The sequence below is a fragment of the Sphingorhabdus pulchriflava genome (genome assembly GCF_003367235.1).
GTDB lineage: Bacteria > Pseudomonadota > Alphaproteobacteria > Sphingomonadales > Sphingomonadaceae > Sphingorhabdus_B > Sphingorhabdus_B pulchriflava.
The window spans coordinates 1,172,463-1,197,788 of sequence record NZ_QRGP01000001.1 but is presented as its reverse complement, the minus strand read 5'-3'; the positions used below and the strand labels follow the sequence as shown (position 1 = coordinate 1,197,788).

Genomic DNA, 25,326 nt, shown 5'->3' with positions numbered 1-25,326 from the left:
AATCGGAACGCAACAATTGGCGAACGATGCAGGGAACGACCTATTACGGGCCGCGACAGCCTGTGCGGCAGACGCACAGTTGCTGTGCGAGGACTTGTCGTATCTGCTGTTCCCGCGCGTATTGGAAACTCCCAGCGAAGAACTTCAGGCGTCTCTGCTCTTCACGCTTCGTCAGATTGTCAGCGGCGTCGAGCAATTGCTCGGGCTGACGACCGATAGCGATGCCGACCCGCAAAGCTGGAAGATTTTGAGCAAGGCCGGTCTTCTGCGTGAACCCCGTTTGATTGAATATTGCTTGGCCCGCATCGCCGAAGAAAATCTGCAGGAACGCATGGATGCCGCGCGGTTTGAGTCGCTCGAACAACTGCCGGCGAAGCTGGCGCTATCGGGCGATGCCAATCTGCAAAGCCTGGCGGTCACATTTCTGGCGGCCGAAGGCGCTAGCCGCGGAAACCGGCCTATAGGCATAGCTAGGCAGTTGCCGGCAGACCTTCTGCATTTGCTTGTCTGGCGCGTCATCGCCGTGTTTCGGACCGATGCGGAATGCAATGAGGATGATGCGGCGGCGCTGGTAGCCGCAGGGCACCGGATATTGGCTGGGCATGATGAAGCGCAAACGCTGCAGGCGGCGGCTGCCAAACTGGCCTTTTCACTGTCTGATGCCGCGCGCGCCGAACTGCTCGATCCGGCCACCGCCGGGATACCCCTTTTCGTTGCCGCGATTGTGCAGGAATTCGATCTGCATTTTGATCGCGTCATCCGCCTGATCGATGAAAATTCCGCTGCACCGATTTTGACTATATTGCGCGCCCGGGACCTCGACTTTGACGCTGCTTCCCAACAGCTGACTTTGTTGCGTGGGCAACGGAAAGACGACTTCCAGCTTCCGGCATATGTGCGCAGCTTTACGCAGCTTTCGCCGCAAGAAGCGCGTCGGCAAATCAGCCTGTGGCGTTTTGGCGGAGCCGATAGCTGATGCCGGTTCGGCCCCCTTTTCTCGTCATTCCGATCAAGGCGATGTGCGATCCCGACGGGCGTCTGCTGTCTGCTGATCCGCAATTGCGCCGTCTGCACGACGAAAGCGGCGGGGTTGAAAGTGGCATATTGGCCGTGCCTAAACTGCTCGAGCTGGTGCAATTGAGTGCCAAGACCGGCGTGCGTGTCGAACGCCTGGTACGCGTTGCCGACCGGACGCATGATCTTGACCTATGGGTTGAGGCGCAGCCGTCGGTTGAGGGCATTCGCCTATCAATTTTGGGCTGGCACGAACATCTTTGGGGGCCAGATGCGTCCGCCGAAGCGGCGACCATAGCGGCGAGCCCCTATCGCCTGGCCACGCGCACGGCCTTGTCGATTGCGCCCAATGGCCTGGTAATTCGCGCGACGGCGAGCATCCGTTCACTATTTGGCGGTGTCGTGCAAGGCCGGCGGATTGAGGATTTGCTCCAGCTCAAGTCGACCGAATTGTCGTGGAGCGATTTGCTCGCCCAATGCGAGACCATTGGTCCGCTCCCCGTCATCACCCCCAACGGAACCGCCTTGCTTTTCTCGGCTGACCCCGCGGTCAACGAGAATGGCAAACTGGTCGGATTTCACGCCCGCTTTGTCGAGGCCGCGATGCTGTCACAAGCCGAGCAGGAGCCTTCTGCGATATCGGGCGGATCCGGCCTTGGCTTTGGGCGCCAATTTGCCTCGGCGGTGCGGCAACCGCTCAGCCGGATCATGGCCAATGCGCAGACGATTGGCTCGCGGCTGAACGGACATATTGATGAAAGCTATGCCGGCTATGCGCAGGATATTGCAACGGCTGCGCGCCACCTGGCCGAACTGGTCGGCGACTTGGAGGATCTGGATGCCATCGACCGGGCCGACTTCAACGTCGCGAGCGAAGAGGTCGAACTGGGCGATATTGCGCGCAGGGTTGGCGGATTGCTGGCGCTCAAAGCTGCCGACCATCACATCGAACTTGTGCTGCCGTCCGCTGACCTGAAAGTGCCGGTGATTGGCGAGTTTCGCCGGATATTGCAGATCGTCCTCAATCTGGTCGGCAACGCAATACGCTATGCGCCCGACGGCAGTTTGGTTACCGTCTCGATCGATCCCGTATCGTCGTCGCTTTCCGTCTCTGACCAGGGGCAGGGCATCAAGGCCGAAGACCGGCAGCGCGTTTTCGAAAAGTTCGAACGCCTCGGCCGCAGCGGCGATGGTGGCAGTGGCTTGGGCCTCTACATCTCACGCCGGTTGGCGCGCGCAATGCACGGCGAATTGGTAGTCGGCGAAAGCCCGGAAGGCGGAGCGATGTTTACGCTCAGCCTTCCTAAAGCCAATCTGATTTAGCGCTTGCTGACCGGCACGTAAGGACGCGCAGTCGGGCCAGTGTACAACTGACGCGGACGGCCGATTTTCTGGCCGGGATCGGAAATCATTTCATTCCACTGCGCGACCCAGCCCACGGTGCGGGCGAGGGCGAAGAGAACGGTAAACATCGTGGTCGGGAAACCGATCGCCGACAATATGATACCCGAATAGAAATCGACATTCGGGAACAGCTTTTTCTCGATGAAATAAGGGTCGTTGAGCGCCATTTCTTCAAGCTGCATCGCAACTTCGAAAATGGGGTCATTGACCTTGAGCGCGGTCAGCACTTCGCGCACCGTTTTCTGCATGACGGTCGCACGCGGGTCATAATTTTTGTAAACGCGGTGACCAAAGCCCATCAGGCGGAACGGATCATTCTTGTCCTTCGCACGTTCGATATAGTGCGGAATCTTGTCGGGCGTACCAATTTCGCGCAGCATGTTGAGCGCCGCTTCATTGGCACCCCCATGTGCCGGGCCCCACAGGCAGGCAATGCCCGCTGCGATACAGGCAAAGGGATTGGCACCCGACGAACCGGCAAGGCGCACGGTGGAGGTCGACGCATTCTGTTCATGGTCTGCATGCAGGATGAAAATGCGATCCAGCGCCTGCTCGACTGCCGGAATGACTTCATATTCTTCAGCCGGAACGCCAAAGGTCATGCGCAGGAAGTTGCCGGTGTAAGACAGCTTGTTGTCGGGATAGATGAAGGGCTGTCCGACCGAATATTTATAGGCCATCGCCGCAATGGTAGGCATTTTGGCAATCAGGCGGTGGCTGGCAATCTTGCGCTGCACCGGATCGGCAATGTCGGTCGAGTCATGGTAGAATGCCGACAGCGCACCAACCACGCCGCACATGATCGCCATCGGGTGCGCGTCGCGACGGAACCCACGGTAGAAAGTCGCCAACTGCTCGTGCAGCATCGTGTGCCGCGAAATGGTGTAACTGAAATCGTCCAGTTCCTGCTTCGACGGCAGTTCGCCGTTCAGCAACAAGTAGGACACTTCCATGAAGCTCGACTCTTCTGACAGTTCCTCGATCGAATAGCCGCGGTGCAACAACACGCCTTCATCGCCATCGATATAGGTCAACTGCGATTCACAGCTGGCGGTTGAGGTAAAGCCCGGGTCAAAGGTGAAGCAATCGGTCTGGGCATAGAGCTTGCGAATGTCGATAACATCCGGACCCACTGTCCCGGATACCACTGGCAGGTCGACCTGCTGGTCACCCAAGTTGAGAGTCGCAACCTTGTTTGTCATGCGCGTTCCATTCACTCATTTGGCCGGGGAAAGCCGATTTCATTTACTCCTGTCAAACCGCCAAATCCGGTTGTTTTTATAGTTTTGGCAGCCTCACAAGAGGCGGGAGACGAAAATACAGGCATAGCAAGACCGAGGTCGGAATATGCCCCTTGTCGCGGCTTCCTTGCGCAGTTTTGTGCGGCGCGTCAAGGGTATCGAAAACGGCTTGTTTCTCGTTGAAACACAAGCATAACAGACTTTGTGGTGGGGCACTGGTTTCAGGGCTGGCCGCAACATGCAATTTGCTATCGATGAACCCATATCGATCACAGCCGACCATTCGGGCAGCAAATGGCTTTCCACCGTCGATATCTGGCTGGAATCCGAACAGGAACGCCTTCCGCTATTGATTCCAGTCGCGTTGGGTCTTGGAATTTCGATCTGGCAGGTTTTTGGCGCGGAACAGGGGTGGTTGGTCGCCAGCGCCTGCGCTGGAGCAGCATTGCTCGGACTGTCGATTGGCCCTTCGTCGCGGTTGAAGGGGCTGATGCTCATCGGTGCCTTTTTGGTTGGAATGGGCTATGGCGCCATAACATTGAAATCATGGCTGTACGGCGCTTCAGCGCTGGAAAGGCCATGGATTGGCACGCTGCACGGGCGTGTCGAAAGCATCGAGGATGTGTCGGCCCGCGATATTGTCCGTTACCGAATATATGTCGGTCAGCATCCGGAACTACCTCCGATCATCCGGGTGAATATTGACAAGCAGCTTGCCTCACCTGAAATCAATCCGGGAAGCGTCATCAAGTTCAAGGTACGATTGATGCCGCCACCCGGGCCCGCCTTGCCGGGAAGTTATGATTTCGCACGGACAGCATGGTTTGGCGGAATAGGTGCAACCGGCAGGATATTGGGGCCTGTTCGCATCCTGTCTCCGCCGCTCGACCGGCAGGATTTCTGGAACAGCGCCCGCAACGCACTGTCGACGCGGATTCAGGTTGCGATGGGCGCTGAAACCGGCCCGGTCGGTAGCGCTTTGCTGGTCGGCACACGCGGCAGTATTGATGAAGCCGATGCGGAGGCACTCCGCAATTCGGGAATGGCGCATCTTTTGTCGGTCAGTGGGCTGCATGTGACCGCTGTCGTAGGCGGAACCTTTATATTGGTCGCAAGTCTGCTGGCGCTATGGCCCTGGCTGGCTTTGCGGGTATCGGTGCCGCTGGCGTCGGCCGCCTGTGCAGCCACCATCGCAATACTTTATACCTTGTTGACCGGGGCGGAGGTGCCAACCGTTCGCGCCTGTATCGCAGCTCTGCTCATTCTTGTCGCTTTGGCAATGGGACGAGACGCGTTGTCCCTGCGTCTGCTTGCCGCCGGTGCCACTTTTGTCTTGCTTTTCTGGTCAGAGGCGCTGGCAGGGCCAAGCTTTCAGCTGAGCTTTGCGGCGGTTGGAACCATCATCATTTTGCATGATAGCGCCTGGATGCGGTACTGGATGCAGCGGCGCGAAGAGGGATTATTCTCTCGCATGGCGCGGCAATTATTTGGATTGCTGCTAACGGGCCTGGCCATTGAATTGGTGCTGGCCCCGATTGCCTTGTTTCATTTTCACAAAAGCGGCCTTTATGGTGCGTTTGCGAACATTGCGGCCATTCCCTTGACAACATTTCTGGTCATGCCCGCGCAGTTGCTGGGACTTTTGGCCGATTTCCTTTGGTCAGGGTTGGGGACACCTTTTTGGTGGGTGGCAAAGCAGGGCATCACAGCAATTTTATGGATTGCTCATTTGGTGAGCGCGGCCCCAGGCGCAGTTGCTCTTTTGCCCGAAATGCCGGTTTGGGCATTTGGAACGGCAATGCTGTCCGGCTTGGCCATCGCGATATTCGGGTCGCGCTGGCGATGGTTGGCGCTGGGACCGATGCTATTCGCATCCATAGCCATGCTCAGCGCCCCGCGTCCCGATATGTTGTTGACCGGTGATGGCCAGCATCTGGCGGTCATATATGGCGACGGACAACTGGCTTTGCTTCGACCAAGGGCAGGGGAATATACCCGCTCCATCCTGGGAGAAACAGCGGCAATCGGGGAAGAGGCTATGGCACTGGACGATATGCCCGGTGCAGTTTGCAATCCGGATGGATGTGCATTTGCACTGCAAAAAGGCGGACGCCACTGGCATATATTGGCCTTGCGTTCAGGCTATATGATCCCGTCGATGGAATTGGCGGCGGCGTGTCGGCGGAGCGATATTGTCATCAGCAGCAGGCGGCTGCCCTGGAGCTGCAAGCCGCATTGGTTAAAGGCCGATGCTGCATTACTTGAACGATCGGGCGGATTGGCATTCTATTTGGCTGAAGCGCGAATTAGCAGTGTGGCCGAGGAAAACGCCCACCATCCCTGGTCGGCCTATGCGCCGCACCGCCTGCAAGCTCGGGCTGAACGGCGCGCAAAAGAAAAAGCGGCGAGGGAGGCCCCGCCGCTTTCGAAAAATGTCGTGCCGAAACCTCAGTGGTAGCGGCGAAGCAGGCCAGCGAGCCGCCCCTGCACCTCAACCTCATTGGCATCATAATATTGCGGGTCATAGCTGCTGTTCGCCGGATCAAGCCGGATGCGGCCATTTTCACGGCGAAGATATTTGAGCGTCGCTTCTTCCCCACGAACCAATGCCACCACGATTTCGCCATCGCGCGCGGTCTGGGTTTTGCGGATCAGCGCATAGTCGCCATCGAGAATGCCTGCCTCGACCATCGAGTCGCCGGATACTTCGAGCGCATAATGTTCACCCGAACCCAGCAAAGCCATTGGCACCGAAAGCGAATTTTGTCCTTCAAGTGCTTCGATCGGAACACCGGCAGCGATCTTTCCATGCAGCGGGATTTCGATGACGTCGTTCGCAGCCACCGGCAATGTCTTGGCTAGGGCAGGGCGATGATCGGCGATATTCGCGACCTTGGCATTGACCGCCTCATTTTGCGAAAGCGAACGGGCGCTGCCACCATCGGGCATTTTGACCACTTCCAATGCGCGGGCGCGATTGGGAAGGCGACGGAGGAAACCGCGCTCTTCCAAAGCGCCTATCAGCCGATGCACGCCCGATTTGCTCTTGAGATCGAGCGCCTCTTTCATTTCCTCAAAAGATGGAGAAACGCCGGACGTTTCAAGGCGTTCGTGGATGAACATCAAAAGCGCGTGCTGTTTGGAGGTCAACATGGTTTGTTCCTGCCTGGTTGAACAGATGTGGAACGATTAGGAAACAAAGAGGGGTGTTGTCAAGCGGAGTTACAAAGCGCCGCTTTCAGATTTGCAGCGGGTAATAGTCAACCCGTTCGCCCGCCGCAGTGAATCCGGTATTGGCAGGGCGTATTATCAATGCGTTAGCCTCTGACAGGGCGGCCAACATGGCGCTGTCATTGACGCCAACCGGGACCAACATGCCATCGACCAGCTTTGCCCGCAGATGGTCGGTACGCGGACCATTGGCGGCCAGATCGACGCCTGTCGGCGCGGTGAGTCGCTGTGGCAACGGGTCTGCTGCTCCACAAAGATGTGCGATCAGAGGGCGCAGATAGAGCATGGCAGTGACGAAGGCTGACACGGGATTGCCCGGCAACCCGAGTGTGACCGCTGCACCCAATCGGCCTGCAATCACCGGCTTGCCGGGGCGCATGGCGATTTTCCAGAAGACAATCTCGCCACCCGCCGCTTTCAGCGCGGGTACGATCAGGTCGTGATCGCCCACAGATGCTCCGCCGGTGGTGACGATGATGTCATGGTCGGCAAGCGCGCGGAACTGCTGTGTAAGTACTTCCAGATTATCCTCGACCGCGGGAAACTCGCTTAGCTCGACGGGCAGTCCGCGCAGCATGGCGGCCAGCATCACGCCGTTCGACGCCGGTATCTGATCTTCGGCACAGCGCGCACCCGGTGCTACCAGCTCATTGCCCGTCGAGACCAGCGCGACCTTCAATTTGCGGTGTACGGTCAGTTCGCCATGCCCCGCCATGGCGGCCAGCGCGACGTGGCGGGCGTGCAACTCAGCGCCTTTTGGCACGACGACCGTGCCCTCTGCAAAATCGCCACCGGCATAGCGCACATTTTGCCCTGCCTTTTTGGGCGCTTCGTCCGTTAGCGTGACAAGGTCGCCCTCACGCGAGACATTTTCTTGAATGATGATAGTGTCAGCGCCTTCGGGAACGACGGCACCGGTGAAGATGCGCACCGCTTCACCAGCACTGACATTGTCTGTAAACTGTTTGCCCGCTGCGCTTTCGCCAATGACCGTCCACGGACCCGCAGCATCGGCAAAGCGGATCGCATAGCCATCCATGGCCGACAGATCGCGCGCAGGCTGGGTGCGCAGCGCCACGACATCCTCCGCCGCCCAGCGCCCGGCAGCCTCGGCCAGAGCTACGCGTTCAGTCTCAACCGGCTCCTTCAGCGCCAATATCCGCGCCTGCGCTTCTTCAACCGAAATCATTCCGCGTGCCAGTCGCCCGACTTGCCCCCGCTTTTCGAAAGCAGGCGCACGCCCGAAATCACCATGCCCTTGTCGAGCGCCTTGGCCATGTCATAGATGGTGAGCAGCGCGACAGAAGCCGCCGTCATTGCCTCCATCTCCACCCCGGTCTGCCCGGTGAGGCGGGCGAGGGCGGTGACGCGGATGCCTTTCTCCTCAAACTCGAAATCGACCGCGACCTTGGAAAGCGCCAATGGATGGCAGAGCGGGATTAGTTCGCTGGTCTTCTTCGCCGCCATGATGCCGGCGATGCGTGCGGTGGCGAGGACATCGCCTTTCTTGACTGCACCCTCACGGATCGCCGTCAGCGCCTCCGCCGACATGGCGATGCGCCCTTCGGCTACGGCTTCCCGCACGGTCGCGGCCTTGGCGGAGATATCGACCATCGCGGCATTGCCTGCTTCGTCGAGATGGGTGAGCTTGCTCATGCGCCGTTCAATAGCAGATGCGTCGCCGCAGCAACATCCGCCTGCCGCATCAGGCTCTCCCCGACCAGGAAAGTCCGCACCCCGCTTTGCGCCATCCGCACGCAATCGGCGTGTGAGGAAATCCCGCTTTCGCAGACCAACAGCACATCTTCAGGCACCATGCCCGCCAACCGCTCGGTGGTGGCGAGATCGACCTCGAAGGTCTTGAGATTGCGGTTGTTCACCCCGATCAGCTTGGACTGCAGCCGGGTGAGCGCGCGCTCCATCTCGGCCTCATCATGCACCTCGACCAGCACGTCGAGGTCGTGCTCGCGTGCCGCCGCCTCAATCTCAACCATCGCTACATCCTCAAGTGCGGCAACGATGATCAATATCGCGTCAGCCCCCATCGCCCGCGCTTCGGCGCATTGCCAAGGGTCGACCATGAAGTCCTTGCGGATCACCGGCAACGCGCACGCCGCGCGCGCGGCGATCAGATAATCCTCATGCCCCTGAAAATAAGGCGCATCGGTCAGCACCGAAAGGCACGCCGCCCCGCCTGCCTGATAGGCCGCCGCATGCGCCGCCGGATCAAAGTCGGCGCGGATCAAGCCCTTGGAGGGACTCGCCTTCTTGATCTCCGCAATCAGGGCAAAGCCGCCCTCCGCCTTTGTGCGCAACGCCGCCTCAAAGCCGCGGACGGGGGAGGGGTCAGCCCAGTCTGGCCGCCGCCCCGAAGGATAGCTCAGCTTGCGCGCCGCAACCTCGTCGCGCTTGGTGGCGCATATTTCATCCAATTTATTGGCCATGCGCAGCGGGTAGCGCGCACGACGCGATGTTCAAATAGTTTTAGGCAGGCGGCGCAAAGAATTTTCCCCGCTCCACCCGCTCCCCCATAAAAACCGCTGTCCTACACGCCCCGGCATGCGATAAATGCCCCGCCTTTTTCATGAAGCAAGGAAAAGGCCCATGGCTCAAGAGATACTCCCCCCCGAAGACGAACCCGAACCTGAACGCTTCGAAATCGATCCCGAAGACCTGCCCCCCACGCTCGCCTTCACCCCCGTGCCGCGCAAGAAGCTGCGCTCCAACGGGCTCACCCCGATGCGGCAACGCGCCTTCATCGCCTATCTGTCGGTCAATGGCAGTGTGGAGATGTCGGCCACCGCCATCGGCGCGAGCGACACCGCGCTCTACAGCCTCAAACGGGCGGAGGGCGCGGAAAGCTTTGCCGCCGCATGGGATACAGCGATAGAGATGGGCGCGCGCCGCGTGCTCGATACGCTGATGGATCATGCCATCCACGGCACGCCGGAAAAGCTGCTGAAGGATGGCAAGGTCATCCTCGAACGGCGCAAGTTCAACACGCGCAGCATGATGTGGATCGTCCAGCAACGCTTTCCGGAACTCTATGGCGGCAACCTCAATCTCTCCGCCCGCCCGGCGAGCAGCCTGCCGCACGGCCTGCAAAAGCTGAAGGAAGAATGGCGCAAGGAGTGGGAGGAGGAAGCCGCCCAAAATGCCGCCGATCGCGAGGCGCAGGAGGCGGCCGAGCAGAACAGCACAGCCGCCACGATCGAGCGCATCCTGAAAAAATATGCGGCCAAGGTGCGCGAAGAACATCATTTCCGCATGGCCGGTAACGCCATCGCCGCCGATTTCGCGCTGCGGCAATTGGCGCAGCTGGAGGTTGTGCTCGATGTCGGCGGCGCGAGCCTGGAGATCATCCGAGACCATTTCCATCAGGCCCGCCATGGCGGCCCGTGGAGCACCTATATCAGCCGCGCGATGGAGGCGGTGCGGCACGAGGCGTGGGAAAAGGAAAGCGCCGACGCCCTTGCCCTTGGAGAAGCGGGCTCGTCCGCCCTAGCCTCAGCGGAGGAGGAAAACGACACCCCCAAACCCTACACCCGCCCCGCATTGCCCTTTTATCTCACCGAGGCGGATTTAGAGGCCGACCAAGCCGCCCGCACCGCCGCGACCAAGCCCGCCAACCAGAATTGGCGGCAAAGGCTGGCACAGGAACAGGAGTGGCGCGAGGGGCGACGGACGGAGAGCGAGGACCCGGGGGAAGGGGAGACCTATTTGCCGGAGGGGTGAGGTCAGTGTCAGGGTTGCTTGTAAACAACAGCAGTCTTGAGCATAAGGTTGAATATTGCTGGCGCTATAACATCGCTCTAACATCAACACCTTGGAGGAACGGATGACAGAAGACACTCTGGATTCGAAAAAGAGCGAACCAATAGCACTCTCAGAACTATTACTCGATGCGGAAAATCCAAGATTTGCAGGAGCCTCAAGTCCGAAATTAGAACAAGCGGACGTCCTCGATCATATTGTAAAAACCTTTGGTGTGGACGATGTGTTGAGTTCGCTATCGATTAATGGATACATGCCAGCAGAGCCAATAGTCTGTCGAAGAGAGCCGGGTAGTCGCCACGCGATTGTTATGGAAGGCAACCGCAGACTTGCAGCCTGCCTGATAATTGCTGGAGACGAGAGAGCATCTCGCCACAGAGCTAGGCACTTGGAGTACAATGAGCGATGGGTTGCGCATGGGTCAAAGTCAATTGATCCGATACCAGCTATCGTTTTTGAAGGTAAAGATCAGAAAAAGTCGTTGTTATCTTATTTAGGCGTTCGTCATATCGCGTCGTCGCAGGGGTGGGATTCCTATGCGAAAGCCGCATGGGTAGCTCAAGTTGTCGAGGAAAACTCACTGCCACTGGCGGATGTAGCCTTGATGATCGGAGACAAGCACAACACTATTAAACGAATGTTGGAAGGTTTTTATTTCGTAAAACAGGCCGAGGCAGCGGGCGAATTTAGACCTAGTGACAGTTTGAGGCGAGGTCGAGGAAGCATCGCTGAATATCCGTTTTCTTGGGTTTACACATTTTTGGGTTACACTGCTGCTCGATCATATCTTGGCTTAGATGATGGTGAGCCTAAGAAACTTTTAGTTCCTGAAGCAAATCTTCGACGTGCGGGTGTCGTTGCAAGAGCTATGTTCGGAGATGCATCCAAGGGGCGCAGTGCGGCGATCCAAGATTCGCGAGAATTGGGTGATCTAGCCTCGGTTTTTTCCGATCCAGATAAAATATCGCTTCTCGAAAATGGAAAATCTGTTGCGGAAATCGCCCGCCTTACAAAACCAATCGAAGATCGGCTGCGAGAGGGATTGTCTGAAGTCCGTTCACTCCAAAGCGAAATTGTTTCAGGAATTTCTGAACAACAGCTCGAAATGGAATTAGCGGAGTCTCTCGTCGGACTTTCCAACATTAACAGACGCACCGCCGAAGATATTGCAAAGCGTGTCGAAGCAGCGGCGAGAGGGGAAAGCTAATGAGAGGTGATGTGTATTCACAGCGCCATGCCTTCCAAAAACTAGTTAAGAATGCCGATCAAGCCGAATTTGCTGCCATTGCCAGTACAAGCGCTATTGTTGACCAAGGCGTTTATGACGACCGTGTCGCAGATGCGATGGATGACTACGACGTGGGTGCTGACGCAGATGTCGAAAGATGGGAACGAGATGACCTCGCATTTGATAGTGCGGTCGGACAGGCTCGAGAAGAAATTGAGCGCCGTGTTGCTATAATGGGCGCATCTTATCCGTTCCAACTAGACGGCGGTTCTCTGGTTTATACAAAAAGTAACAGCGGATTTTATGAGTTTTGTCTTGCGGCATCTCTCGCCGAACAAATTACTTCTGGCGCGAACGTAGGCTTTCCAAGGCTGTTTGAGCGCCTGTGCGCATTGTTAGTGCAAGAGTTTTTTGGTCCCTATGCAAAGTCGTTTCATGTTGGTTCTCCACGACAACCTGATGGGCATTCTCAGTTTGGCGCTGCAATGAGAGATGCTCATTTGATGACAGGCGAGTTTATTTGGAGCCCTGACCCGGACTTACCGACTGATGTGACCCACACAGGAGATGAAGGCGTCGACTTCATAGTCTGGGCCAAACCACCGGATCAACGCATAGGAAGCGCATTTGTGCTCGGTCAATGTGCTTGCGGCGATGATTGGACCGAAAAATTCAACGATGCCGATCTAAAACGGTATAGGAAATGGTTTAACCCGCTCTCTTATATTGAACCTCTTTTTGCCTTCGCCACTCCCTATCATGTCGCCGATGGCTTTCTCGGTGAAGCATCCCGGAGAGCGGGATTAGTTTTTGACCGAGCGCGACTTTCGATCCTTGCCGATGCAGCTTGCGGGAGAGTAGAGTTTAACGAACGGATCCCTCAGATGGATGAGCTATCAAAATTAGTGTTACCGCAGCTGGAGGATGCCGGATAACCCGAATTTCAGATTTCGAAATTTGTGGATTGAAACGTTATTTACGCTACAGGCCAAACGAAATCTTCGGGGAGAAAACTATGCCCACTGCGGTTTCATTGTTTACCGGTTGTGGCGGAAGCGATTCAGGTTTGATTGACGCTGGTTTCGATGTGTTGATGGCTAACGACATCACGTCCTACGCTAAAGACCTCTACAACGCTAATTTACCAGAGACTGATTACGTACTTGGTGATGTCGCCGGAGTGAAAGCATTTCCAAAAGCTGACTTGTTAGTGGGTTGTTATCCCTGCCAAGGCTTCAGTATGGGCGGCGTCCGGGACCCGAACCGCAAAATCAACTATCTTTACAGAGAATTCGATAGAGCACTTCGTCAAGTCCGCCCTAAGGCTTTTATCGTCGAAAACGTAGCCGGAATGACTCGAAGCGGGCACCTACACTTACTACGAAATCAATTGATACGGTTTCGTTCGGCAGGCTATCGGGTCGAACACAAGCTTTTGAGCGCGATCGACTATGGCGTTCCGCAAGAGCGAACACGCTTGTTTTTCGTTGGCATTCGGAGCGATCTCGGACAGCGATACCAATTTCCCGAGCCTACCCACTCAATTAACTTGGTCGACGGGACGATCTCTTGCCCTACGATACGTGATGCTATCGGTGATTTGCCGTTATGGCCCGAAGGAGAGTATGATACTCAGCCCTTTCACTGGTATTATCTTTCCCGGAACCGTTGGCGGGGCTGGAACGAACAAGCCCGAACAGTTGTTGCAAATAGCCGACACGTAGGACTTCATCCAGTAAGCCCCCCGTTGGAAAGGGTTCATACCGATGAATGGAGATTCAAGTACGACGGTCCAGCGCGGCGGCTGTCTTATCGTGAAACTGCACGACTACAAGGATTTAAGCGAGACCTTCAATTTCCAGACACGGCAGGATTAAAATTTAAATATCAGGTGGTCGGGAATGCTGTTCCACCTCCGCTCTTTAGAGCTGTAGCTTCGGCTTTACCTAATATTTGGTAGCCGCTAGCGAGAAACTGGACAGGTGAAAGTGCCAATTCACTCTTCGACCTACCGCAGCTTCGCCAAAACAATGCCGTCGGCCTTAGAGCGGTCCCTGACCGACTCTTCACTGCGGGTTAGCGCCTTTGCGACGGCTTTGAGACCGATGCCTTTTTTCGCCAGAGTGTGGAGCTTGTCGATCTCCGATGCGGTCCACGGTTGCTTGTGCCGCTCAAAGATCGTCTTGCCCATTATTCCTCTCCCATCCTCAGCGCCGCAATAAACGCTTCCTGAGGGATCGAGACCGAGCCATACTCCCTCATCCGCGCCTTCCCCTTCTTCTGCTTCTCCAACAGCTTCTTCTTGCGCGAAATGTCGCCGCCCCCGCGTAGGCCTTCGGCCAGCTTCGCTTCCGCCGGGGCAGGCTCCGCATTTGGCGGTCACATCCTTGCGCAGCGATCGACTTCCGCCGCCTACGCCCCGCACAACGCTTTATGCTTATCCTGCGCGCTTTTGTCGATGGCGGTGCTGATGTCCCTGCGCCCAGCGTAAAAGGCGTTCCATCCTGCGATCACCAATGTGCTGGCCGGGCATTGGTCGGCGGCGGCTTGCTCTTGGGCGGCAGTCAGATTGTTTGTGCTGGTCTTGATCACGGCGGCCCAGCCCTGAATGGCGGAGCTGTTCATTGCCGCAATACCAAGGTCTTTCTGGATTTTCTCGCTGAAACATGCACCGATGACAGGGTCGGCCTTTGCCGCATCGACTACGGCCTTTAACGCCTTTCGCCGTCCGGGATAGCCCGCCTTGTTCGCCTTTTCCCAATCCATCCCCACGGCGCTGCATTTTTGCGCACGGGCCAGATCAAATTGTGCGTGGGCCGCGCTGGCCATGACAATTGCAACTGCGCCGATCAGGACCGATGATCCCATTTTGTGCATGGCTATTCTCCCTGTCTCGCCAAACCACCCCGCAATATTTTGACAGGCGCATCACGCAGCGCAAGCGGAAAAAGCGGTTACTCTTCGCCCATGCGAAGCGCAGCAATAAACGCCTCCTGCGGGATCGACACGCTGCCATACTCTCTCATCCGCGCCTTCCCCTTCTTCTGCTTTTCCAACAGCTTCTTCTTGCGCGAAATATCGCCGCCATAGCATTTGGCGGTCACATCCTTGCGCATCGCGGCGATGGTTTCGCGTGCGATCACCTTGCCGCCGATCGCCGCCTGAATGGGGATTTTGAACAGGTGGCGGGGGATCAGGTCTTTCAGGCGCTCGCACATGCCGCGCCCGCGCGCCTCCGCGGTGCCGCGGTGGACGATCATGCTCAGCGCGTCGACCGGGTCTCCATTGACGAGGATGCTCATCTTGACAAGGTCGCCCTCGCGGTGGCCGATCTGGTGGTAATCAAAGCTCGCATAGCCTCTGGAGATGCTCTTCAGCCGGTCGTAAAAATCGAACACCACTTCGTTCAAGGGCAGTTCGTAGACGAGCTGGGCGCGGCCGCCGACATAGGTCAGCTGCTTCTGCACGCCGCGCCTGTCCTGGCATAGCTTCAGGATCGATCCCAGATATTCGTCGGGGCAGTAAATCGTCGCCTCGATCCAGGGTTCCTGAATCTCGTCAATGCGGTTCACATCGGGCATGTCCGCCGGGTTGTGCAGCTCCATCTCGCGCGCATCGTCGGTCTTGCTGCGGCTGAGTTTCAGCTTGTAAACCACCGACGGCGCGGTGGTGATCAGATCTAGGTCAAACTCTCTGGATAGGCGTTCCTGGATGATTTCCAGATGGAGCAGCCCCAGAAAGCCGCAACGAAAGCCAAAGCCCAATGCGGCGCTGCTTTCGGTTTCGAAACTGAACGACGCGTCGTTGAGGCGCAGCTTGGAGATAGATTCGCGCAGCTTCTCGAAATCCGCGGCGTCGGTGGGGAAGAGGCCGCAGAACACCACCGGCTGCACTTCCTTGAAGCCGGGCAGGGGCTCTGCCGCGGGGCGCTTGGCGTCTGTGATCGTATCACCCACGCGGGTTTGCGCGACTTCCTTGATCTGTGCGGTGATGATGCCGACTTCGCCCGCGGCGATTTCGGTGAGGATTTCCAGCTTGGGCCGCATGCAGCCGACGCGGTCGACCAGATGTTTGGTGCCGGCGGCCATGAACTGGATTTCCTGGCCTTTTTTGATCACGCCGTCGATCACGCGGATCAGGATGACGACGCCCAGATAGGGGTCATACCAGCTATCGACCAGCATGGCCTTCAACGGTGCAGTGCGATCGCCCTTGGGCGGGGGGATGCGGGTGACGATCGCCTCAAGCACCTCGGCGATGCCGATGCCGGATTTGGCGCTGGTGAGGACCGCGTCATCGGCGGGGAGGCCGATGATTTCCTCGATTTCGGCCTTCACCTTGTCCACCTCTGCGGCGGGCAGGTCGATCTTGTTGATGACGGGGACGATTTCATGGTCATGCTCGATCGACTGGTACACATTGGCGAGGGTTTGGGCCTCGACCCCTTGGGCTGCATCAACCACGAGCAGCGCGCCTTCGCAGGCGGCGAGGGAGCGCGAGACTTCATAGGCGAAGTCGACATGGCCGGGGGTGTCCATCAGGTTCAGCTCATACAGCTGGCCGTCATTCGCGGTGTAGTTGAGGCGCACCGTCTGCGCCTTGATGGTGATCCCGCGTTCCTTCTCAATGTCCATATTATCAAGGACTTGCGCCGACATCTCGCGCTCGGACAGGCCACCGGTATGTTGGATTAGCCGGTCCGCCAAGGTCGACTTGCCATGATCAATATGGGCGATAATGCTAAAGTTGCGGATGTGGGACAATTCAGTCATGCGCGCGCCTCTAGCAGCGCGGGACATTCCCCACAAGGCAGCGCAATCGCTGCATGACAGTTGCTATTGGCTCTGCTAGGCGCGCGCCATCATGCTCAACCTGAACGGCATCACCGTGCGCCTTGGCGGACGCACTATCCTCGACCGCGCCACCGCGGCGCTGCCGCCATATGGCCGTATCGGTTTGATCGGGCGCAACGGTGCCGGCAAGTCGACTTTGATGAAGGTGATGATCGGTTCGCTGGAGGCGGACGATGGCAGCCTCGAAATGCCCAAAGGGACGCGAATCGGATACATCGCGCAGGAGGCGCCAGCGGGCAACGCGACGCCGTTTGAAACCGTATTGGCCGCTGACACAGAGCGCGCTGCACTTATGCTCGAAAGTGAGCAGGAAGATCTCGATCCAGACCGGATGGCTGAGGTACACGAACGGCTGATCGCCATCGACGCTTATACTGCACCGGCACGGGCCTCGCGCATATTGGTTGGCCTCGGCTTTGACGAAGAGATGCAAGGGCAACCGCTGGATAGTTTCTCGGGTGGGTGGAAGATGCGTGTTGCGCTGGCCTCGCTGCTCTTTTCGCAACCTGATTTGTTGCTGCTCGACGAACCGTCAAACCACCTCGATCTGGAAGCGACTTTGTGGCTCGAAAACTTCCTCAAAAACTATCCTGCCATGATGGTTGTGATCAGCCACGAGCGCGATCTACTCAACAATGTCGTCGACCATATCCTGCACCTCGAAGGCGGACAGGTGACGCTTTATAGCGGCGGCTATGACAGTTTTGAGCGCCAGCGCGCCGAACGGGCTGCACAATTGGCGGCGGCCAAGGCGGCACAGGATGCTCAACGCGCCAAGTTGCAGGACTATATCGCTCGCAACTCGGCCCGCGCCTCCACCGCCAAGCAAGCACAGAGCCGAGCCAAGGCGCTTGCAAAAATGCAGCCAGTGCAAGCGATGGTCGACGATCCCACGCTAAGTTTCGATTTCCCCAGCCCTGACGAATTGAAACCGCCCCTGATCACGCTCGATCTGGCCAGTGTCGGCTATAGCCCGGGCAACCCGGTGCTACAGCGGTTGAACCTGCGTATCGACCCCGACGACCGGATTGCGCTTTTGGGTCGCAATGGCAACGGCAAGACGACATTGGCGCGTTTGCTCGCGGCGCAACTGACGCCGATGGAGGGTTCGATGAACGCATCGGGCAAGATGCGCGTCGGTTACTTCACGCAATATCAAGTCGAAGAATTGGATGGCGACGATACCCCACTGGAGCATATGACCCGCCAAATGAAAGGCGCGACGCCCGGTGCGGTGCGCGCACAACTAGGGCGCTTCGGCTTTTCTGGCGCGAAGGCGACCACGCAGGTCGGCAAGCTATCAGGAGGCGAACGCGCCCGTTTGGCGCTGGCTCTGATTACCCGTGAGGCGCCGCATATGCTTATCCTCGACGAACCGACCAACCACTTGGACGTCGATGCGCGTGAAGCTTTGGTGCAAGCTTTGAACGAATATGCTGGTACCGTCGTGCTGGTCAGTCACGACCGGCACATGCTCGAGCTGACGGCAGACAGGTTGGTGTTGGTCGACGGTGGGACGGCGAAGGAATTTTCCGGGTCGATCGAGGATTATACCGACTTCATTCTAGGCAGAGGCCCCGCCAAGGAAAAGCTTTCAAAAGCTGACCGGAAGGAAGACAAGAAGACCGCGGCAGCGGCGCGTGAAGCGCAGGCAAAGCTGAAACGCGAAGTAAACGATGCCGAGGCTGATCTGGCAAAGCTGGAAGTCGTGCTGTCCGCGATTGATAAAGCGATGTTCGATCCGCAATCCGCTTCGAGCGAATATAAAGACCTGACAATGGGCGAATTGTCGCAGCGGCGCGGAAAGATTGTAGCCGCACAGGAGGCCGCAGAAGCACGCTGGATATCCGCAAGCGAGGCTCTGGAAGCGTTGGGCTAGTCCGCCAGTTTCTGGTTCAGACGTATAAGTCGGATCGGCAGTTTCGCCAGTATTTCCAGCCTCTGCGCGCGATCTGCGCGTAGCCAGCCAGAAATTTCAACCAATGTCCGACCGCAGCCGAGACACCACTGTCCAGTCGGATCAATAGTGCAAATCTTGATGCAAGGCGATGCAATGTCATCCATTCAATTCGCCAGAACTTTCTGAATTGCATCGAGCGCGGCAGCAAAGCGCGCATCGCCAATTCCGCGAACCAAAGCATAGCGGACACCACGCGCATCCAGTTCAGATTTACACAATGCAAAGAAGTGCTGCCTTTCCTCCATTTTCGCATAAACGCGCAAACCATCGTTGACAAAGGGCAGATCGATATCGAGCAGGAGGTATAGATCGGCATAGCCATTGAAACCGGCAAACCACGGATCGCTATGCTCAAACATCATTTGCGCCCAGACTTCAGTAATCAATGGATCGGTATCGAACAGCACCAACGGCGCGCTCAATTCCGCTCCTCGCTCTGCCGCCGCCCTATTCATGCTATCCTGTGCTTCGGCGATATGAACCAGTTCCGCCATTCCGATGTTGGTGCCATGTGCCTCGCAATAAGCGCGGCCATATTCGGGGACGACCTCGCACCCGAAATGCGCAGCCAACCGAGTTGCTAGGGTCGACTTGCCCGTACTTTCCGGACCGTGAAGGCAAATATGTTTTGTAAAAACGGACTTCAAAAACGAACCCAACATTCGAGCAGCGCCTTCGCCAATCCCTTATCAATGGCTTCGCCAGCCTCTTCAACGCCATCGCGCCAATTTTTAGAATGCCCCGCTACAATCAACGCTGCAGCGGCATTGAAAAGTGTGGCGTCACGATAGGCGCGGTCCTGTTCCGTATACAATGTACCGGAGAGCAGACGACGAAGCGCATCGGCATTATAGTGCGCATCTCCGCCTTTTAGCGCTTCGGGGGGGTGGCGGGGAAGGCCGGCATCCTCAGGTGCAATGCGTTCCGGCGGCTGACCAAGGCGGATGAAACTACTTGGGCCCGAAATTGACAATTCGTCTAATGGTTCGTCGCCAGCCACCAGCATTGCATCGTCATAGACAAGCAGTTCAAGCGCACCTGCATAAACGGGCATGAAGTCAGGTCGTGCAACGCCAATGAGCTGACGTGTGACCCCAGCAGGATTGCAGGCCGGGCCGCAGAGGTTGAAGATGGTGCGCCGTCCGATTTCCCTGCGGATCGGGGCAAGGCGGCCAAGAGCGGGATGATATTTCTGCGCAAACAGAAAGGCGATGCCGAGGTCGGCGAGAGTTTGCTCTGCCGTTTCTGCCGCACGATCAAGATTGAGGCCTAACGCCTCGAGCGTATCCGCGCCGCCCGCCTTACTGGATGCCGCTCGGTTGCCGTGTTTGGCGACCGGCACTTCGCAGGCGGCCACTACGATGGCGACCGCGGTGGATACGTTCAGGCTGTGTGCGCCGTCTCCGCCTGTGCCGCAGACGTCTATGGCACCTTCGGGAGCAGAAACGCGGACCATGCGCGCTCGCATCGCGCGGATGGCACCTGCAATTTCTTCCGAGGTTTCGTCGCGTTCGGCCATTTCGATCAGGGTGGCCTTGATCTCGGCATCGCCCATGTCACCGTCGAGCATCCTGCCGAACAGGGCTTCGGATTCTTTGAGAGATAAACTCACACCCGGTCCTTTGGCGTCATTCCCGCAAGCCGCATGAAGTTTGCCAGCATGGCGTGGCCATGTTCGGTCGCGATGCTTTCGGGGTGGAACTGCACACCGTGGATCGGCAGCTCGCGGTGGCGGAAGCCCATGACATGTCCGTCATCGCTGGTTGCATTGACAATCAGCTCGACAGGAATGTCTTCGACGATCAGCGAGTGATAACGTGTGGCGGTGAAGGGGGAGGGGAGCCCCGAAAACAACCCGCTGCCATCATGGCTGACAGGGCTGGTCTTTCCATGCATCAACCCGCCGCGCACCACTTTCCCGCCGAAATGCTGGCCGATGGTCTGGTGGCCCAGACATACGCCGAGCAGCGGCTTTTTCGCTTCTGCGCAGGCTGCGACCATATCGAGACAGATACCTGCTTCATTGGGAGTACAGGGGCCGGGGGAGAGCAGAAATGCCTGCGCGCCGCTAGACAATGCCTGTCCAGCAGAAATCGCGTCGTTGCGGACGACCTCCACCTCTGCACCCAGTTCCTGCAGATAATGCACCAGGTTGAAGGTGAAACTGTCATAATTGTCGATGACAAGGATGCGGTTATCGCTCATTGGCCAAACCCTGCTTCTCCAGCGACACGCACGGCTTCGCGGGCGGCGGCCATCAGGGCGCCTGCCTTAGCCTCGCACTCGCGCTGTTCATAATCAGGGTTGCTGTCAGCAACGATGCCTGCGCCGGCCTGTACATGCAGCATGCCATCCTTGACGATGCCGGTGCGGAGCACGATGCAGCTGTCCATATTCCCATCCGGGCTGAAATAGCCGACGCCGCCGGCATAGGCACCGCGGGTTTCGGGTTCGAGTTCGGCGATGATCTCGCATGCACGGACTTTGGGCGCGCCACTGACGGTACCCGCAGGGAATCCCGCGAAAAGCGCATCGAGGGCGTCCTTGCCCTTGGCAAGACGACCAACGACGTTGGAAACGATGTGCATTACATGGCTGTAAAATTCGACCATATAGCTGTCGGTCACTGTTACGCTGCCGCCTTCTGTCACGCGGCCGACATCGTTGCGGCCCAGATCGAGCAGCATCAGATGCTCTGCCCGTTCCTTGGGATCGGCAAGCAGGCTGTCGCGGTTTTCGGCGTCTTCAATTGCAGTCTTGCCCCTTGGCCTTGTACCGGCGATCGGTCGGATAGTGACTTCATCGTCACGCACTCGAACGAGGATTTCGGGGCTTGAGCCGATGAGAGCGAAGCCAGGCATGTCGAGAAAATATAGGAAGGGCGAAGGGTTTATACGTCGTAACGCGCGATACAGATCTACAGGTGGCAAGGTGAAGGGCAGCGAAAAACGCTGCGCGAGCACTACCTGGAAGATGTCGCCTGCTGCGATATAATCCTTCGCCGTCAGCACCATCTGTTCATATTGGCCGGGCGCGAGTGCAGGTATTGGTTCAGGCAAAGCAGCAAGGTCTTCACGTGCGTGCCCTAAAGGCACGGGCTGTGAAAGCTTGGCCGCTACAGCATCAATCCGGTCATATGCGGCTTCGATCAATCTTTCGGGATTTCCACCCTCGGGCCATATAGGTGCGGCGATGTAGAGCCGATCGGCAAGACGATCGAACACCAACACCACCGTTGGCCGCACGAACATCATGTCAGGCAAACCAATGGGATTTGCAGGTGGCCTGGGCAGCTTTTCGACCAAGCCAATTGTCTCATAGCCAAAATGGCCAACAAGGCAGGCAAAGGCAGCAGGAAGACCCTGTGGCATATCGATGCGACAGGTTTCAACCAGTTTGCGAAGGCTGGCGAGCGCTCCCTCACCTGTTGGCGAAAAAGCCTCACGGTCGGTTTGCCAGCTGCGGTTGATTTCGGCAGCATCGCCTTCAGCGCGGAAGACAACGTCAGGAGCGAGACCGATTAGACTGTACCGCCCGCGTACAGCACCGCCTTCAACCGATTCAAGTATGAAGTCGCCACGTCCAGTCTCAAACAGTTTAAGCGCCGCCGAAACCGGGGTTTCGGTATCAGCGATCAGATCGCGCCAAACGATGGCGGATTGGCCTGCGGCTAGTTGCGCGCGAGCGAAATCTGCGGGACGGGCCGAGCTGGTGTCGTTCATACCCGTCCGCTATGCCTTATTGCGCTACGTCGCGATTGGTGAGCCGATTGCGCAAATCCTTTATAGCGCTTTCGTTCTTGGTCACGCCGACTTCAGCGCGTGCGGCGTTAATCAACTGTGCGGCAAATTCCTGCTGCATCAGGCCTGATAGCTCTTGCCGACGTGCGGCTAGAAGTTGGGTTTCCTTGCTCGCGTCACCTTTGATGATTGTGTTCAATTTGACCACGAACCAACCTCGGTCGGCACCAGCATCGAGTGTTTTTGCCGTTCCCTGCTTCATAGCAAACATCATCGCGAGCGGTGGCGGCATCGGCTGATCGGGTTGGTTCATATCCTTACGCATACCTGAAACCGTTTGCGCGGCAGGAAGCGATACGCCTGTGGCGGCCAAGGCTTCATCAAGGCTCTTGCCTGCATTCACCGATTTTTGAATTTGCTCGGCAACCTGTTTTGCTTTCTTTCCACCTTCGGACATCGCCCACTGCTGCGTAACGGCATTGCGAACTTGTCCCAACGGCGGTGGCGCAGCTTCGTCAAAATCAGCGATAGAGAGCATCGCATATTTTTCACCTGGTACCAGTTCGATCAATTGAGCGTCGCCGTCAGTTTCCATCTGGAAAGCAGCCTGCAACAGTTGACCCACTTCAGGTATCGGTTTGTATGTTGGTGCTGCAGGGTTCTGGCCATTGGCGAACAGTTTGGGCGTTGTTTCGACCTTCAGGCCTTGCGATTTGGCTACATCTGCGATCGTCGAGCCGCCAGCAAATTCATCTTCGATTTCACTGGTCAGATCCGACAGAACTTCGATGCGCTTTTCCGCAGCCAAAGTCTTCGCGATTTCTGCGCTTACGACTGCCAAAGGCCGTGCGGCAACTTGTGTCACTCCGTTCACTTTTACTACATACCAGCCAAGGCTGCCGCGCGTTGGCGCAGCGATTGTTCCAGACGCAGCTGAAAAAACGGCATCCGCGACAGCTTTGGATGCGCCTTGCGTTAAGCTTTCGCGCGTTGCGGCATCGCTATTGGTTGAACTCAAACCTAATTCGCGAGCGACAGCATCGAATGATTGACCGCCTGAAATTTTTGCAACCGCGGCTTTGGCTGCCGCTTCGGTCGGGAAAACAAGTTGACTGATGTTGCGCGTCTGCGATGCACCATATTGCTTTGCGTTTGCCTTGTAATAAGCGGCAATCTCATCCGTTGTCGGGGTAGCCTTGTTTCCGATAATGGACGCATCGAAAATAGCATAGTTGATGGCTCGCTTTTCCGGAACGACAAAGCGGCTCGCATTGCTGCGGTAAAAAGCAGCCAGTTGCGCTTCACTGGGTGCCACCTTGGGCAGGAAAGCCTGTGAAGGTACGATTGCCACTGCGCCACTGCGTTGTTCAAGTAACAATGATGCATAAGGAAGAACCATAGTAGCGGGAGCTTCAGCGCCAACCCCTGCGACGGGCAAAATTTGCTGGGCAAAAAGGTTCTGTCGGAAGTCATCACGAATCATCGCTTCGGTAAGGCCAAGGCCCTGCAAAAAGGAATCGAACGCTTGCTGGCTGAAGCGGCCATCGGGACCATTAACATTTGGAAGCTTGCGGATTTCCGAATCGACAAGTCGCTTACCGACCGCAACGCCATATTCTTCGCCAAAAATCGCAAGTGAGTAGCGATCGATCATGCGCTCCAAAGTCGAATCCAGACCGCCGCTTTCGACAAATTTGGTCATGTCGATGGTCGGATTGTCGCGCCGCTCGGCACGCAACTGATTGTCGAGAGAGTCGTTAAATTCACCGAGACCGATCTTTTCACTGCCCACCTTCGCCACATGACCGCCGCCCAGGCCGCCAAAGCTACCGGAACCTGTGACATCACCGAGAGCGAATGCGAAGCCAACGAGAACGACAAAAACGAGTGCGAAAAACGCACCAAAACGCGAGCCGAGCAATTTACGAATAAAGCTGATCATGTGGTTCCCGGGTAATTTTGATGGGCCAAAGGCCCGCCTGCGAGCGCTTTAGGCGGGAGGCGCGCCGTTATCAAGCGATGAAGCAGGTTTGGTTTTTGAACCAGTTTTGCTAGCGCGCGAATCAAATTTTGACCACTTCCCAATGAAGGACTGAAAATGCGCAAACTGATCGCCGGAAACTGGAAAATGAATGGATTGATTGCGCAATTGGATGATGTCGAGGAGATTGCATCTAAGATAGCAATTTATCCTGAAGTGGATACGGCATTGTGCATTCCCTCTACGCTTATCCGTCCGGCAGCGGGCAGATTTCCGGAAATGGCAATTGGCGGCCAAGATTGTCACATGGCATCCTCGGGCGCACACACCGGCTGCATTTCTGCAATTATGCTCGCGGATGCTGGCGCAAGGCTGACAATCGTCGGCCATAGCGAGCGTCGTGCGGCGCAAGGTGAAAGTGATGCAGATGTATGTGCCAAAGCGTTGGCGGCACGCTCAGCCGACTTATCGGCGATCGTCTGCGTAGGTGAAACGGAGGCGGAACGCGATGCAGGGCAGGCCGAAGCTGTGGTTCTTGGCCAATTGGCCGGATCCTTACCCGATGAAGCAACAAGTGAATGGGTTTCGATAGCCTATGAACCGGTCTGGGCGATTGGCACAGGCCGTATTCCTTCGATTGAAGATGTAGCGGCGATGCACGGAGCAATTCGAAACGCTTTGACTTCGCGCTTTGGCACGGACGGCGCTGCTATTCGAATACTTTATGGCGGTTCAATGAATGGCGACAATGCGAAAAGCTTACTGGCAGTCGCAAATGTTGATGGTGGCCTGATTGGCGGAGCGAGCCTGAAAGCAGACAAATTTTTGCCGATTGTCGAGGCTGCGGCGTCTGCCCCGCGATAACATTTGAAAAACTCGGCCACCGTCCTTATGTGGGCG

At 57.2% G+C, this 25,326-nt stretch carries 23 protein-coding genes and 1 pseudogene; 9 read left to right on the top strand and 15 right to left on the bottom strand.

All coding sequences use genetic code 11. From position 1 onward, the window contains the following. Positions 1-16: 16 nt before the first annotated feature. Together DXH95_RS05995 and DXH95_RS05990 are read left to right on the top strand one after the other, a co-directional pair. Entirely contained in the window at positions 17-976 is a 960-nt protein-coding gene (locus DXH95_RS05995) for a hypothetical protein (protein WP_115548488.1), read from the top strand. Then, the gene (locus DXH95_RS05990) at positions 976-2,337 is read left to right on the top strand and encodes a sensor histidine kinase (protein ID WP_115548487.1); all 1,362 of its coding nucleotides are present in this window, start codon (positions 976-978) and stop codon (positions 2,335-2,337) included. Before DXH95_RS05995 ends, DXH95_RS05990 begins: the two co-directional genes overlap by 1 nt. Here DXH95_RS05990 and DXH95_RS05985 read toward each other — a convergent pair. Beyond that, positions 2,334-3,620, bottom strand: a complete 1,287-nt coding sequence (locus tag DXH95_RS05985) for a citrate synthase (protein ID WP_115548486.1) — start codon at positions 3,618-3,620, stop codon at positions 2,334-2,336. The genes DXH95_RS05990 and DXH95_RS05985 overlap by 4 nt on opposite strands. A gap of 277 nt (positions 3,621-3,897) precedes the next feature. Here DXH95_RS05985 and DXH95_RS05980 point away from each other — a divergent pair, with 277 nt between their 5' ends. Further along, complete coding sequence (locus tag DXH95_RS05980; RefSeq protein WP_115548485.1) at positions 3,898-6,117, top strand: ComEC/Rec2 family competence protein; 2,220 nt, start codon at positions 3,898-3,900, stop codon at positions 6,115-6,117. Here DXH95_RS05980 and lexA read toward each other — a convergent pair. The 4 genes from lexA to trpC form a co-directional block, all read right to left on the bottom strand. Next, positions 6,108-6,812, bottom strand: a complete 705-nt coding sequence (lexA, locus tag DXH95_RS05975; RefSeq protein ID WP_115548484.1) for a transcriptional repressor LexA — start codon at positions 6,810-6,812, stop codon at positions 6,108-6,110. The genes DXH95_RS05980 and lexA overlap by 10 nt on opposite strands. A gap of 85 nt (positions 6,813-6,897) precedes the next feature. After that, positions 6,898-8,079 carry a molybdopterin molybdotransferase MoeA gene (locus DXH95_RS05970; protein ID WP_115548483.1) on the bottom strand — a complete coding sequence of 394 codons (1,182 nt, stop codon included), beginning with the start codon at positions 8,077-8,079 and terminating at the stop codon, positions 6,898-6,900. Continuing rightward, a complete protein-coding gene (gene moaC, locus DXH95_RS05965; protein WP_115548482.1) occupies positions 8,076-8,546 on the bottom strand; it encodes a cyclic pyranopterin monophosphate synthase MoaC in 471 nt (156 codons plus the stop codon). The genes DXH95_RS05970 and moaC overlap by 4 nt, the downstream gene beginning before the upstream one ends. Further along, positions 8,543-9,334 carry an indole-3-glycerol phosphate synthase TrpC gene (gene trpC, locus DXH95_RS05960; protein ID WP_115548481.1) on the bottom strand — a complete coding sequence of 264 codons (792 nt, stop codon included), beginning with the start codon at positions 9,332-9,334 and terminating at the stop codon, positions 8,543-8,545. The genes moaC and trpC overlap by 4 nt, the downstream gene beginning before the upstream one ends. A gap of 160 nt (positions 9,335-9,494) precedes the next feature. Between trpC and DXH95_RS05955 the strand changes: the two genes are divergently transcribed. The 4 genes from DXH95_RS05955 (at position 9,495) to DXH95_RS05940 (ending at position 13,852) form a co-directional block, all read left to right on the top strand. Then, positions 9,495-10,625: a hypothetical protein gene (locus tag DXH95_RS05955; protein ID WP_115548480.1), complete on the top strand. Its 1,131-nt coding sequence runs from the start codon at positions 9,495-9,497 to the stop codon at positions 10,623-10,625. 103 nt (positions 10,626-10,728) lie between these two features. Next, on the top strand, positions 10,729-11,871 hold the full coding sequence (locus DXH95_RS15995) for a hypothetical protein (RefSeq protein WP_147291692.1): 1,143 nt from the start codon (positions 10,729-10,731) through the stop codon (positions 11,869-11,871). Further along, positions 11,871-12,827, top strand: coding sequence for a hypothetical protein (locus DXH95_RS05945; RefSeq protein WP_115548478.1), 957 nt, complete (start codon positions 11,871-11,873; stop codon positions 12,825-12,827). The genes DXH95_RS15995 and DXH95_RS05945 overlap by 1 nt, the downstream gene beginning before the upstream one ends. Before the next feature lie 29 nt (positions 12,828-12,856). Continuing rightward, positions 12,857-13,852 carry a DNA cytosine methyltransferase gene (locus tag DXH95_RS05940; RefSeq protein WP_220272237.1) on the top strand — a complete coding sequence of 332 codons (996 nt, stop codon included), beginning with the start codon at positions 12,857-12,859 and terminating at the stop codon, positions 13,850-13,852. A gap of 48 nt (positions 13,853-13,900) precedes the next feature. Here the strand turns inward: DXH95_RS05940 and DXH95_RS05935 are convergent, their stop codons facing one another. The 4 genes and pseudogenes from DXH95_RS05935 to lepA form a co-directional block, all read right to left on the bottom strand. Continuing rightward, positions 13,901-14,083, bottom strand: a complete 183-nt coding sequence (locus DXH95_RS05935; RefSeq protein ID WP_115548476.1) for a hypothetical protein — start codon at positions 14,081-14,083, stop codon at positions 13,901-13,903. After that, positions 14,083-14,214, bottom strand: a pseudogene (locus tag DXH95_RS05930) (hypothetical protein); the annotation flags it as partial. The gene DXH95_RS05935 and the pseudogene DXH95_RS05930, both read right to left, overlap by 1 nt. A 90-nt stretch (positions 14,215-14,304) precedes the next feature. Further along, a complete protein-coding gene (locus DXH95_RS05925) occupies positions 14,305-14,769 on the bottom strand; it encodes a hypothetical protein (protein ID WP_115548475.1) in 465 nt (154 codons plus the stop codon). Between the two features lie 77 nt (positions 14,770-14,846). Continuing rightward, positions 14,847-16,664, bottom strand: a complete 1,818-nt coding sequence (gene lepA, locus DXH95_RS05920) for a translation elongation factor 4 (RefSeq protein WP_115548474.1) — start codon at positions 16,662-16,664, stop codon at positions 14,847-14,849. A gap of 91 nt (positions 16,665-16,755) precedes the next feature. Between lepA and DXH95_RS05915 the strand changes: the two genes are divergently transcribed. Next, positions 16,756-18,624: an ABC-F family ATP-binding cassette domain-containing protein gene (locus DXH95_RS05915; protein WP_115548473.1), complete on the top strand. Its 1,869-nt coding sequence runs from the start codon at positions 16,756-16,758 to the stop codon at positions 18,622-18,624. Here DXH95_RS05915 and DXH95_RS05910 read toward each other — a convergent pair. The 6 genes from DXH95_RS05910 to DXH95_RS05885 are packed head-to-tail and all read right to left on the bottom strand — an operon-like array spanning position 18,621 to position 24,387. Continuing rightward, positions 18,621-18,809 (bottom strand): DUF1289 domain-containing protein, encoded by a 189-nt coding sequence (locus DXH95_RS05910; protein ID WP_115548472.1) that lies wholly within the window; start codon positions 18,807-18,809, stop codon positions 18,621-18,623. The genes DXH95_RS05915 and DXH95_RS05910 overlap by 4 nt on opposite strands. Further along, complete coding sequence (locus DXH95_RS05905; protein WP_115548471.1) at positions 18,810-19,367, bottom strand: AAA family ATPase; 558 nt, start codon at positions 19,365-19,367, stop codon at positions 18,810-18,812. Continuing rightward, positions 19,349-20,275 (bottom strand): anthranilate phosphoribosyltransferase, encoded by a 927-nt coding sequence (gene trpD / locus DXH95_RS05900; protein WP_239016617.1) that lies wholly within the window; start codon positions 20,273-20,275, stop codon positions 19,349-19,351. Before trpD ends, DXH95_RS05905 begins: the two co-directional genes overlap by 19 nt. 38 nt (positions 20,276-20,313) lie before the next feature. Next, on the bottom strand, positions 20,314-20,910 hold the full coding sequence (locus tag DXH95_RS05895) for an anthranilate synthase component II (protein ID WP_115548469.1): 597 nt from the start codon (positions 20,908-20,910) through the stop codon (positions 20,314-20,316). Then, positions 20,907-22,427 carry an anthranilate synthase component I gene (gene trpE, locus DXH95_RS05890; RefSeq protein WP_115548468.1) on the bottom strand — a complete coding sequence of 507 codons (1,521 nt, stop codon included), beginning with the start codon at positions 22,425-22,427 and terminating at the stop codon, positions 20,907-20,909. The genes DXH95_RS05895 and trpE overlap by 4 nt, the downstream gene beginning before the upstream one ends. 16 nt (positions 22,428-22,443) lie before the next feature. Continuing rightward, a complete protein-coding gene (locus DXH95_RS05885; protein WP_115548467.1) occupies positions 22,444-24,387 on the bottom strand; it encodes a peptidylprolyl isomerase in 1,944 nt (647 codons plus the stop codon). A gap of 150 nt (positions 24,388-24,537) precedes the next feature. On the opposite strand from DXH95_RS05885, the gene tpiA reads away from it, so the two are divergent. Next, on the top strand, positions 24,538-25,290 hold the full coding sequence (gene tpiA, locus DXH95_RS05880) for a triose-phosphate isomerase (RefSeq protein ID WP_115548466.1): 753 nt from the start codon (positions 24,538-24,540) through the stop codon (positions 25,288-25,290). The last annotated feature ends 36 nt before the right edge of the window (positions 25,291-25,326 follow it).

What these genes read in the sequence shown, in the direction of transcription:
- DXH95_RS05990 (WP_115548487.1), top strand. Translation starts at nt 976, where the DNA reads ATGCCGGTTCGGCCCCCTTTTCTCGTCATTCCGATCAAGGCGATGTGC.
- DXH95_RS05985 (WP_115548486.1), bottom strand. Translation starts at nt 3,620, where the DNA reads ATGACAAACAAGGTTGCGACTCTCAACTTGGGTGACCAGCAGGTCGAC.
- DXH95_RS05980 (WP_115548485.1), top strand. Translation starts at nt 3,898, where the DNA reads ATGCAATTTGCTATCGATGAACCCATATCGATCACAGCCGACCATTCG.
- lexA (WP_115548484.1), bottom strand. Translation starts at nt 6,812, where the DNA reads ATGTTGACCTCCAAACAGCACGCGCTTTTGATGTTCATCCACGAACGC.
- DXH95_RS05970 (WP_115548483.1), bottom strand. Translation starts at nt 8,079, where the DNA reads ATGATTTCGGTTGAAGAAGCGCAGGCGCGGATATTGGCGCTGAAGGAG.
- moaC (WP_115548482.1), bottom strand. Translation starts at nt 8,546, where the DNA reads ATGAGCAAGCTCACCCATCTCGACGAAGCAGGCAATGCCGCGATGGTC.
- trpC (WP_115548481.1), bottom strand. Translation starts at nt 9,334, where the DNA reads ATGGCCAATAAATTGGATGAAATATGCGCCACCAAGCGCGACGAGGTT.
- DXH95_RS05955 (WP_115548480.1), top strand. Translation starts at nt 9,495, where the DNA reads ATGGCTCAAGAGATACTCCCCCCCGAAGACGAACCCGAACCTGAACGC.
- DXH95_RS15995 (WP_147291692.1), top strand. Translation starts at nt 10,729, where the DNA reads ATGACAGAAGACACTCTGGATTCGAAAAAGAGCGAACCAATAGCACTC.
- DXH95_RS05945 (WP_115548478.1), top strand. Translation starts at nt 11,871, where the DNA reads ATGAGAGGTGATGTGTATTCACAGCGCCATGCCTTCCAAAAACTAGTT.
- DXH95_RS05935 (WP_115548476.1), bottom strand. Translation starts at nt 14,083, where the DNA reads ATGGGCAAGACGATCTTTGAGCGGCACAAGCAACCGTGGACCGCATCG.
- DXH95_RS05925 (WP_115548475.1), bottom strand. Translation starts at nt 14,769, where the DNA reads ATGCACAAAATGGGATCATCGGTCCTGATCGGCGCAGTTGCAATTGTC.
- lepA (WP_115548474.1), bottom strand. Translation starts at nt 16,664, where the DNA reads ATGACTGAATTGTCCCACATCCGCAACTTTAGCATTATCGCCCATATT.
- DXH95_RS05915 (WP_115548473.1), top strand. Translation starts at nt 16,756, where the DNA reads ATGCTCAACCTGAACGGCATCACCGTGCGCCTTGGCGGACGCACTATC.
- DXH95_RS05910 (WP_115548472.1), bottom strand. Translation starts at nt 18,809, where the DNA reads ATGGATGACATTGCATCGCCTTGCATCAAGATTTGCACTATTGATCCG.
- DXH95_RS05905 (WP_115548471.1), bottom strand. Translation starts at nt 19,367, where the DNA reads ATGTTGGGTTCGTTTTTGAAGTCCGTTTTTACAAAACATATTTGCCTT.
- trpD (WP_239016617.1), bottom strand. Translation starts at nt 20,275, where the DNA reads ATGCTCGACGGTGACATGGGCGATGCCGAGATCAAGGCCACCCTGATC.
- DXH95_RS05895 (WP_115548469.1), bottom strand. Translation starts at nt 20,910, where the DNA reads ATGAGCGATAACCGCATCCTTGTCATCGACAATTATGACAGTTTCACC.
- trpE (WP_115548468.1), bottom strand. Translation starts at nt 22,427, where the DNA reads ATGAACGACACCAGCTCGGCCCGTCCCGCAGATTTCGCTCGCGCGCAA.
- DXH95_RS05885 (WP_115548467.1), bottom strand. Translation starts at nt 24,387, where the DNA reads ATGATCAGCTTTATTCGTAAATTGCTCGGCTCGCGTTTTGGTGCGTTT.